Consider the following 9747-nt stretch of genomic DNA (forward strand, 5'->3'; position numbering starts at 1 on the left):
GATGCTACGCTCACTCAGATAGTCTTCATGAGTTAACAACCAATAATCTAAGTGCTCTATGAAGTCAGCTTTATTAAGCTGTGTTAAGTTTAAAGTGAGCCGTCTAAGCTCAATACTTGCGATATTCTTAGGTCGACGAGTGAGATAGCGAGTTACTATTTGCACCTGATGAAACTGACACATCTGGCAAGGGGTGTGGGTAAATAAAGTACGCAGTCCTCGTCTACCATCACAGGTAATGCTTTGTACATCAACGCCTAACGATGCTAGATGATCAATTCCTTGCTTGTAGGCACTGTTGGTTTCATGACTGACTATCGCGTAGTAAAGAACGGCTTTAGTGGTATTGGCCATAAAAACCATTAAACCGAACTTACGACCGAAGTAAGTGGTATCCATGATGATGTTAGCAGTATTCGGTCGTTTAACTTGATACTGGGTACTGACTTTGTCTAAGCGTCTTTGAATGGTTTTAAGACTACAGCTATACTTGTCAGCCAGTTGTTTGTAGGTCTGTTTTCCTTGGGTATATTCAGTCCAAAGGGTTTGGTTATTGAGTCTTTTGCCACCTAAAAACTGCCGTCTGCAAGCGAGACATTGATACTGTTGTTTGCCTAGCTTGCGTCCATTCTTTTTGATGTGTTTATCACGACAAAAAGGGCAGTTTTTTGATTCATGGCGTTGATTCCTTGCAAATATAGACAGTATATAGCGTTAGACCCTACACCAGCATGAATAATGTCCATTACACCACAAGTTTTATAATCATCGTCTTATTTTTCTAGCAATTCATCAAACTCAATTTCCTGCCCATCCACTAATACCAGCTTACCTTTACTAATCTCGATGCTTATCCCTGTATTATTTTTAATCGCCCGCATGACATTGATGTCTTCAATGCTGCTTTCAATAATTATTTTGCCAGATTGCTCCGGTTCGATTGGTGGTTTGAACTGCGTTAACGGCACATTAAAGGTTTTACTTTTGGTTAACTGCTTCTCTTTCATCGTGAGCTTACCTTTAAAGCTTTTAATCGCAACCTTGCCGTGGTTTGAGAGCATAAACTGTAGCTTCACTTGGTTTAAGCTATCGCTATCACTGGTCTTAACTGGCAGTAAGGCAACAGGATAATTTTGCGCTTTGGCAGTGCCGACTTGCGGACTGGTCACAATCGGGCTTTTCTTACCAGTTGGGTTGTTTGGATGTAGGCGCTCATATTCACGCTGTTGGACGAGTGCTTGCTTAATGGTGATACGAGGCATCGCCCCAGATTCATAAGCACCACTGAGCTTCATACGCAGCATATAGCGGCTTAGCAGCTGCCTATCACCTTCAGGCAAACGCTCAAAGGTGTCACCCAGCTTTTTTTGCCATTGGTCGGAGTTGGTCGGTATGGTCTGTTTACTGGGATCGGCGGGCGGCTGTGAGCAGCCATTAATAACAGGCAGCATCGCCAAGGTAAATGCCAATAATATGGCCTTTCTTAGATAGCTTGCAGGTTTATATGAACCAATCATCTTATGCCTCCTTCTCAACCCATATAAATGGAAATGACTCTTATACTAATATAGCGCCTATGATAATTTTGTATGTTTATTTATCGCTAATAGCCATTTGACGTTATTGGATTTATCGAGGAGGGCTTGTTTTAATTGACAAGTTAAGTGACAAATTAAGTAGCAAAAAAAAGACTAAGCGCTATTAAGCAAACTTAGTCTTCTTATTTGGTATGTATTATTAGCTCACGGCTGGCGTTATTTTTTATCTTTATCTTGCAGCTCAGACAGCGGATGGGTGATATTGTTATTATGAGTCACCACAATCGCCTCATCAATGATGCGTTGGCTGACGCCGCGCTTACGCAAACTTTCGATAAAGACTTCATCATGGGCTAGGGTGTAATCCTGATGATCGCGATCAAGACCTTGACGAATATAGAGACGAATAAGTCCTTGAATGCGCTTAAAACCCAACTCTTTTGATGTGGCTTCTAATAGCGAAATCATTTCTTCAGACAAACGAATACTGACCGGGCGCATGATTTTTTGCGGATAGTCAGAGAATTTATTTTTTACACGTACAGGTATCATAATAAACCATTATTTTTAGTGAGTAGGAGTAAAGCACTCAGACAAAAACTGACTCAGTCACTGCTAACCTTACCATACAACAAAAGTTGCTAAAAGAACACTGTCGCTGTATTAATATTGTGCGGGCTTATGCCGATGCGATTAGCAGCTAAAATCGGCGAGCATAAAAAAACCTCCATCAAATAAGTGATGAAGGTCTTTTCAAATATGGCTCTCCAACCTGGGCTCGAACCAGGGACACACGGATTAACAGTCCGTTGCTCTACCAACTGAGCTATTGGAGAATAAGTTGTTTATAACGGTTACTATCGCAAGTTTTACAAAGGCTTTGGTAGGTGCGATTGCTTATCTTGTTTGCGTTATGTGGGGCACATTTTAGCCAAGTAGTTATGGGCTGTCAACCTTATTAGACGATTAATTATAAATATAATTGCAATCCGTATGAAATTGAGCTTTTTTGCTTTTAAAGTGGCTGAATTATTGACTGTTTTAATAAGTGACCCTGATACAGTATATCGAGCCTATATATAAAACTGACTTGCAAGAAAGGTTATGAATTTCACTTTATTAGTCAGATTAATTAGACTATCTATTTGAAAGTAAAGAAAAACCCTGCATTACTGTAAACCTTCAAATCTCTATTTCAAGCGCTGCTATAAACCTATAAAATAGCCACCCGAGCGTTTCTTTAGCATTTTGGCTGTAATTTGCTTTACTTTAAAGCTTTTTAACTTTATCCGCTACCATGCAACACGTTTTAACCAAGCACTTTCTAAACAATCATTTTCTAACCAGTTTTTTTCTAACCACTCACTTCCTAAAAAACCACGTTCTACCCAATACAGGTGCCTAAAATATGAGTCCAACCATGATTGCTTACGGTTACCTTGCCATCGCTATTGTTTGTGAAGTGATAGGCACTACCTTTTTAGTCAAATCAGAGCAGTTTACACGCTTTATACCCACGCTGATTATGGCGGTGCTTTATGCGATTTCGTTCTACTTATTAACCCAAACCATAAAAACCATCCCTATCGGTATTGCTTATGCGTTATGGGGTGGGCTTGGTATCGTACTGACTTCTTTGGTGGGACTGTTCTTCTTTAAGCAAACGCTTGATACTGCTGCTGTGATTGGTATTGCGATGATTGTGGGCGGTGTCGTGGTGATGAACTTGCTGTCTAATTCAGTGGCGCATTAAGCAGCTATTAATCATTCACCAGCAATCATGAGTTTTTAGCCATGAAGCGTTACATTGATATATTGGCAGAAGGTGCATGGCTAATATAAAGTATGTTTAGAGCAAGTCTAGAATAAAAAATGTCTATCGCACAACGCTAAAGATAAAACGTCAAAGATAAAAACGGTGACCATATTGACCACATTAAAATATATCGCGCATTATTCTGAGCAGATTCAAAGCCAAGCGGCGACGCTGATTAGCACGGGCAGATTGGGCGATTATTTGGATAAAAATTACCCCAATCGCCACCAAATACAAAGCGATAAAGCTTTATATCAGTATATTAATGACATCAAAAGTCAGTATATGCGCAAAAGCAGCCCGCTGTCGCAAGTGACTTATAATAGTAAACTTGCCGTGCTTAAGCATGCGCTTGGCATTCATACCTATCAATCGCGCGTGCAAGGCAGTAAGCTGAAATCACATAATAGCATCACGGTGGCAAGCCTATTTAAGGAAGCGCCGCCTGAGTTTCTGCGTATGATTGTCGTACATGAGCTGGCACATTTTAAGGAGCAAGAGCATAACAAGGCTTTTTATCAGCTCTGCTGCCATATGGAACCGGATTATCATCAGTATGAGCTCGATACCCGTTTATGGTTGCATTGGCGTGAGCGCTAATCTATCTTGGTGCTAAGCAATAGTTAGCTGAATTTTGTTTAAGCAGACTTTTAGTAAATGTAAAACTGAACAAGGACGTTTTTATGAAAGTATTGGCCATAGGTGGTAGTGGCGGCATGGGGCGTGCTGCGGTGCGTGCGGCGATGAGCTTTGATTTTGTTAGCGAGATTATCGTCGCTGGTATTGACAGTGAGCTGGCGGAGCGTTTTGTTGCCGGGTTAAATAGCAAATCGCTAAATAGAGGAAATACAGAAGCTCTTAACAAACCTGTCCGCGCGCTTTACTTGGACGTGACAGATAACAATAGCCTACGCCAAGCGATTCGCGACGTCGATGTGGTACTCAATTCAGCAGGGCCTTTTTTTCGCTTTGGTGTACCGATTTTAACGGCGGCGATAGAGGAAGGTAAGCACTACTGTGACATTTGCGATGATTGGCAACCGACCGTCGAGATGCTTAAGTTAAATGCGCGTGCAAAACAAAATAATGTCACCGCCGTGATTGGTTTAGGCGCGAGCCCCGGTATTTCTAATTTACTGTGTGTGAAAGCGGCAACGGCGTTGGATGAAGTGGATACTATCGTGTCGGCATGGAAGCTATCGGGCGCTGTGAATGCCGATGATGGATTTAGTCGGCCGGCCAATGAGGGTCAAGTTGACGCAGCGGCAGTACATCTTATACATTGTTTATCTGAAGATATCCGCGTGTTAGCAGCTGGAAAGATGGTCGATACGAAACCATTAGGCCATTCAAAAATCGACTTCCCAAGGCTTGGTGAGCTTGATGTGTGGTCACTCGGACATCCTGAAGCGGTCACTTTAAATAGGCGCTTTCCACGGCTAAAAAACTGCTATAACGGTATGCTTGGTATCGATGATATCGTTGATAATCTGCGCCAAATTGCGTCGGCAGTAGCGGCGGGGCAAATGGCTGTTGAGGATGCAGCACTGTTATTGACTGATAAAGACAGTCGCAAAGCACGCCAAACCCATTTAGCCGAAAGCGAGGAAAAAGAGATTCCAGGCTTAGTAGCCTATGCGCAAGGACGCAAAAATGGTCAACCTGCCAGCGCTGGCGCTTTTATTCGCAATACGCCCACAGGTGGAATGGCAACGGTCACTGGAATCCCGCAAGCGCTATTTTTACCGCTGCTACATCAAGGTCATTTAAAGCAAAGCGGTGTCTTTGCGCCAGAAGAAATCATTGATCCCGATGTATTCTTTGCTTTATTCGATAATTTTTGTGGACCACAAGGTTCCGGTTTAACAGTCCTTACCTCAGATTAAAATTTTCTAGAGCGCATCAATAAAGCCTAATAAGGTTAAACTTCATAAGTAAAACTGGACCTAATATAATAGCCGTTTTAACATTAAGGTAGTTTATGAGTGGGTCAGCGCAGCAAGGTATGGCTAAAGGTAAAAAAGCGTGGCTCATTCCTGTGCTGTGTCTTATCGTTGGTGGTGGATTAACCGGTATTTCGACCAATTTGGCGAAATTTGCAGGCGAGGTCGGTCTGACGCCGTTGGCATTTCTGTTTTGGTCTATCACTGGCGCGGCGTTGATTTTATTCAGTTATGCGCTTTTTCGCCATGAACTGCCGCCGTTAAGCAAACCAACCTTGAGCTATTATCTAGTTGCTGCGTTAGTGAGTGTGGCAGGCTCCAATCTCATTTTCTTCTCTGCTATTCCGCATGTCGGCGCAGGTTTTGTCGCATTAATTATCTCTCTGCCGCCGCTCCTAACTTATCTGGCCGCAATCATCTTAAAAATAGAGCGCTTTACCAAGCTGCGCGCGCTTGGCGTGGTCGCTGCACTTGCCGGAGTAGGGGTGCTCGCCGCACGTAAATTTGCCGCACCCGATGCCAGTGTGTTTTGGATTGGGCTTGCGCTTTGCGGTCCGGTGTTATTAGCGATTGGCAATATTTATCGCAGCTTATACTGGCCAGATAATCTGTCTCCAAGCGCACTTGTACCCGGTATGCTGATAGCAGCCTCTGTGTTACTTGGTTTAGTCAGTCTTATGCCGCACTTTTCACTAGCGGTGCCGATGACAGAGATGTTGCCGTTAGGATTGATTGCGGTGCAGGCGTTCGTTTTCGCTGGGCAGTTTTTACTGTTGTTTTTACTACAAAAAACGGGCGGCCCAGTATTACTAAGCTTATTAGGTTCGGTCGGGGCGGTCGTCGGTGTGCCTGTCGCTATCTTTTTGCAGGGAGAAAGTCTGCCAGAAGGGCTGTTTTTGGGTGCATCATTGATAGCGCTGGGTGTCGTCTTAGTCACCTATGGCGGGGTAAAAATGGCGACATCTATAGCAGATAAGGGATAAGATAGTGATATATTAATTAACTTATGTTGGTATTATTAAGCGCTTATAAAGGTTCTTAATATCTTTATTTGCTTTCAAAGTTTTTTTATCTGCAAACGTAATGTTCAATAGGTGACATATGGATGTGTTTTCGTATTGGCAAGGGTTTTATAACGACCCTTGGTTTTGGCAGTTCCCCATGGCGACCCTTGCTATTAGTACGACCGCCTTTCTAGCAGTTGCCATTCCATGGACGATAGTTGCTTGGCGCGATCCGGTATCCTTGCGTAAATATAAGATTCAACAAAAACCGTTTGAGATGAAACAGTTTTTATTACCGTCTATCGGCCGCATCATTATTAATAATATTATTTTAGCCGCACTATTGGTGCTGGCTTGGCCACTATTAAAGCTGACCGGCGTACATCATGGTGAGATGCCGGTTTGGTATATTATCATCGCCCAGTTGATTTTTTTCGTGCTGCTTGATGACTTTTTATACTATTGTATGCACCGTTATATGCATGAAAATAAATGGCTGCTAAGAAACATCCACAGTGTGCACCACCGTATCCGTAATACCTGCGGTATCAATGGCAATTATATGCACTGGGTCGAGTATTCATTGACGGCGTCGCTGACGTTAGTAGGTCCAATCATTTTAGGGGCGCACATTTATGTGGTGTGGATGTGGGTGATTTTACGTCAAATCGAAGGCGCAGATGGGCATATTGGCTACGATATTCCGTGGAATCCTGCGCATTTATTACCTGTGTATGAAGGCCCTGTCTATCATGACTTTCATCATGCCAAATTTAAAGGCAATTATGCAGGGTTTTTACCTTACCTCGATAAATACTTGGGCAAGACCCATATCCCCGCTTATCTTAGTTATCTTAAAGCTAAGAAAAATGGTTTAACGCCGCTAGAAATTGAGCAAAGTGAACTTGCGGCTAAAAAGCGCAAAAAGCAGCTAAACCGTTAAGTTTATTTAGGATTGAAAGGTTAGGTTTAAATGTCAGTAGTCTTTGCTATGCGATTGAGCATAGCTGCTAAGCGAGCATTGTTATCGGCAATATACTTATCGCCAAGCGTTATGATTTCAGTAGGTGATTGTACGGTTTTAGGATAGTTAATTAGCCCTTTTTGAATGGCATTGTCGCCATTTGCTACCATTTTAACGATGCTTTCTTTGGTGACTTCAAAATGACACTGCCAAGCCATAACCCAAGTACCAAGCGCTTTTTGCTGCGGCGTTTGATAAAGAAAGCCTTGATTGGGCCACGCTGCTGATGTTGCTAACGGAATCGCTCCTTGTGGATATTCAAACCCATCGCCATGCCAATGAAAGACCGTAAACGGCTGCTTTGGTAAGTCCTGTAGTAAAGGGTGAGACTGAGCGTCTTTAGTCAACTGAATAGGTAGCCAGCCGATTTCTTTTACGCCTGCCGGCTCTACGCTCGCCCCCAAGCAGTGCGCAATAAGCTGCGCCCCCAAACAGACACCAATCACTGTTTTTCCGCTATCCATACTTTGCTTAATCAGACGTTTTTCCTCTTCTAACCAAGGATGATCGTCCTCATCATGGACGCTCATCGGCCCGCCCATTATGATTAACCAATCAAAACTGGCGAGCGCTGGCAAGGTGTCTTTATTATAAGAGCGGGTGTAGGTAATGGTGTGCTGATGATTAACTGCCCAGTGTTTAATAAAGCTGAGGTCTTCGTAATCTGTATGAAATAAGGCATGAATGCGTAGGGTCATGTGATGGCCTCTATTAGGAAGTTATATTTTTATGATATTAAAAGTCTACAAGGTATGAGCTATCTTAGATAGCGGAAACTATTTAGAAACGCCGGATTTTCTTAAGTGCTTCATTATAAAGCTTAAAATTAGGTATTCTCATAATAAGTCAGTATTGTGATAGAAAAGGCTTGCAAAGTTTTAAAAACTTGCTAAAATGCATGACCTAAATAGGCGTATAGCTCAGTTGGTTAGAGCGCTACCTTGACATGGTAGAGGTCGCTAGTTCGAATCTAGTTACGCCTACCAGATTCGAAAGCCCCAATCTTTATGATTGGGGCTTTTTTTATGCCTGTAATTTAATGCCTATAAAATATGGATGGTAGAAAAATAGAAAATTCGTATCTGTAGGACGCTCAAACTTTATAATTCGCCTGCCTCTCAAAATAAAGTTTTCAACTTTTTCTAAAAAATCTATCTAGACTTAATCCGCACCATAACTCTGCCTTTTAAGATCTATGCTATTTGAGAAACGAACAAAGCTTAATGGCTGGGCAACATAGAAATGTTACTATGAGCTTTAAGGTTGAATAAATATGACGATAGCAATTATTTTATTTGCATCGTTTGATAGCTGCCATTTTTAATCAAATACATTTAAAACTAAAATAAAGCGGGGCAAGATATGGGATTGTTAGTCGACGGTCAGTGGCAAGATAAATGGTATGACACCAAGGCGAGCGAAGGACGCTTTGAGCGCGAAGATGCTGGTTTTAGAAACTGGGTCACGGCTGATGGTAGCGCAGGCCCATCAGGTATCGGCGGCTTTAAAGCTGAGCCCAATCGTTACCATTTATATGTCTCGCTTGCATGTCCTTGGGCGCATCGCACCACGATTTATCGTAAGTTAAAGGGCTTGGAGGACATGATTTCACTGTCTATAGTGCATCCACTTATGGGCGATAAAGGTTGGACGTTTGCAGAGGGCGCAGGCGTTATTGCTGATGCAATCGTCAAAGCAGACTATCTATATGAGGTTTATATTGCCGCGAAGCCTGATTATACAGGACGCGTGACAGTGCCAATATTATGGGATAAAGAAACCAATACCATCGTCAGTAATGAATCGTCTGAGATTATTCGAATGTTTAACTCAGCCTTTGATGAAGTAGGGGCAACAGCAGTTAATTTTTTGCCAACAGAGTTGCTAGCAGAAATCGATACGGTTAATGAGTTTGTTTATTCAGCGGTCAATAACGGCGTTTATAAAGCAGGATTTGCCACGACCGAAGCTGCTTATAAAGAAGCAGTAATAACGTTATTTGATGCGCTAGACACGTTAGAGGCGCGTCTGGTAGACCAGCGTTACTTACTAGGTGATATGATTACTGAGGCAGACTGGCGCTTATTTACCACGTTGGTGCGGTTTGATGCGGTATATGTTGGGCATTTTAAATGTAATATTCGCCGCATTGTTGATTATCCCAACCTTTGGGGCTATCTGCGTGATTTATATCAGGTGCCCGGTATCGCAGAGACGGTAAGTATCGAGCATATTAAGGCGCATTATTATACCAGCCATGCCAATATCAATCCCACGCGTATCATCCCTGTAGGTCCGCTGCTTGACTTTAGTGCAGCACATGACCGTGCGCATTTATAAGTTTTATTGAGCTTTTAAAATAAGGGCAATAAAAAACCGCGCCAGCTAATACATAAGCTGGCGCGGTTTTTTTATATACAAA

Annotated in this window: 10 protein-coding genes and 2 tRNA genes; 7 read left to right on the forward strand and 5 right to left on the reverse strand. The window is 42.5% G+C overall.

The window, feature by feature from the left end; translation table 11 throughout:
* From PG901_RS13720 to PG901_RS12400, 4 genes are all read right to left on the reverse strand, one after another.
* Positions 1–699, reverse strand: a 699-nt coding sequence (locus PG901_RS13720; RefSeq protein ID WP_442966917.1) for an IS256 family transposase, variant Zn-binding type, incomplete at its 3' end; no start/stop codon positions are given.
* A 74-nt stretch (positions 700–773) separates the two neighbouring features.
* A complete protein-coding gene (locus tag PG901_RS12390) occupies positions 774–1517 on the reverse strand; it encodes a hypothetical protein (protein WP_271134608.1) in 744 nt (247 codons plus the stop codon).
* A 237-nt stretch (positions 1518–1754) separates the two neighbouring features.
* Positions 1755–2090 (reverse strand): CopG family transcriptional regulator, encoded by a 336-nt coding sequence (locus tag PG901_RS12395; protein WP_201565211.1) that lies wholly within the window; start codon positions 2088–2090, stop codon positions 1755–1757.
* A 208-nt stretch (positions 2091–2298) separates the two neighbouring features.
* A tRNA-Asn gene (locus PG901_RS12400) sits at positions 2299–2374 on the reverse strand.
* A gap of 572 nt (positions 2375–2946) precedes the next feature.
* Here PG901_RS12400 and PG901_RS12405 point away from each other — a divergent pair.
* From PG901_RS12405 to PG901_RS12425, 5 genes are all read left to right on the forward strand, one after another.
* Entirely contained in the window at positions 2947–3291 is a 345-nt protein-coding gene (locus PG901_RS12405; protein ID WP_271134609.1) for a DMT family transporter, read from the forward strand.
* 174 nt (positions 3292–3465) lie between these two features.
* Positions 3466–3954: a M48 metallopeptidase family protein gene (locus PG901_RS12410; RefSeq protein WP_271134610.1), complete on the forward strand. Its 489-nt coding sequence runs from the start codon at positions 3466–3468 to the stop codon at positions 3952–3954.
* An 83-nt stretch (positions 3955–4037) separates the two neighbouring features.
* Entirely contained in the window at positions 4038–5240 is a 1203-nt protein-coding gene (locus PG901_RS12415; protein ID WP_271134611.1) for a saccharopine dehydrogenase family protein, read from the forward strand.
* 95 nt (positions 5241–5335) lie between these two features.
* Positions 5336–6280 carry a DMT family transporter gene (locus tag PG901_RS12420; protein ID WP_271134612.1) on the forward strand — a complete coding sequence of 315 codons (945 nt, stop codon included), beginning with the start codon at positions 5336–5338 and terminating at the stop codon, positions 6278–6280.
* A gap of 118 nt (positions 6281–6398) precedes the next feature.
* Positions 6399–7244, forward strand: a complete 846-nt coding sequence (locus tag PG901_RS12425; RefSeq protein ID WP_271134613.1) for a sterol desaturase family protein — start codon at positions 6399–6401, stop codon at positions 7242–7244.
* Between the two features lie 26 nt (positions 7245–7270).
* Here the strand turns inward: PG901_RS12425 and PG901_RS12430 are convergent, their stop codons facing one another.
* On the reverse strand, positions 7271–8023 hold the full coding sequence (locus tag PG901_RS12430) for a type 1 glutamine amidotransferase (RefSeq protein WP_271134614.1): 753 nt from the start codon (positions 8021–8023) through the stop codon (positions 7271–7273).
* A 211-nt stretch (positions 8024–8234) separates the two neighbouring features.
* Between PG901_RS12430 and PG901_RS12435 the strand changes: the two genes are divergently transcribed.
* A tRNA-Val gene (locus PG901_RS12435) sits at positions 8235–8311 on the forward strand.
* Between the two features lie 376 nt (positions 8312–8687).
* Entirely contained in the window at positions 8688–9665 is a 978-nt protein-coding gene (locus PG901_RS12440) for a glutathione S-transferase family protein (RefSeq protein WP_271134615.1), read from the forward strand.
* Positions 9666–9747 lie beyond the last annotated feature (82 nt).

The sequence above is a fragment of the Psychrobacter sp. ANT_H3 genome, assembly GCF_027919975.1.
Taxonomy (GTDB): domain Bacteria; phylum Pseudomonadota; class Gammaproteobacteria; order Pseudomonadales; family Moraxellaceae; genus Psychrobacter; species Psychrobacter maritimus.

Bases quoted from the DNA above. Each gene is read 5' to 3' on its own strand.
- PG901_RS12390 (WP_271134608.1), bottom strand. From the start codon at position 1,517: ATGATTGGTTCATATAAACCTGCAAGCTATCTAAGAAAGGCCATATTA.
- PG901_RS12395 (WP_201565211.1), bottom strand. From the start codon at position 2,090: ATGATACCTGTACGTGTAAAAAATAAATTCTCTGACTATCCGCAAAAA.
- PG901_RS12405 (WP_271134609.1), top strand. From the start codon at position 2,947: ATGAGTCCAACCATGATTGCTTACGGTTACCTTGCCATCGCTATTGTT.
- PG901_RS12415 (WP_271134611.1), top strand. From the start codon at position 4,038: ATGAAAGTATTGGCCATAGGTGGTAGTGGCGGCATGGGGCGTGCTGCG.
- PG901_RS12420 (WP_271134612.1), top strand. From the start codon at position 5,336: ATGAGTGGGTCAGCGCAGCAAGGTATGGCTAAAGGTAAAAAAGCGTGG.
- PG901_RS12425 (WP_271134613.1), top strand. From the start codon at position 6,399: ATGGATGTGTTTTCGTATTGGCAAGGGTTTTATAACGACCCTTGGTTT.
- PG901_RS12430 (WP_271134614.1), bottom strand. From the start codon at position 8,023: ATGACCCTACGCATTCATGCCTTATTTCATACAGATTACGAAGACCTC.
- PG901_RS12440 (WP_271134615.1), top strand. From the start codon at position 8,688: ATGGGATTGTTAGTCGACGGTCAGTGGCAAGATAAATGGTATGACACC.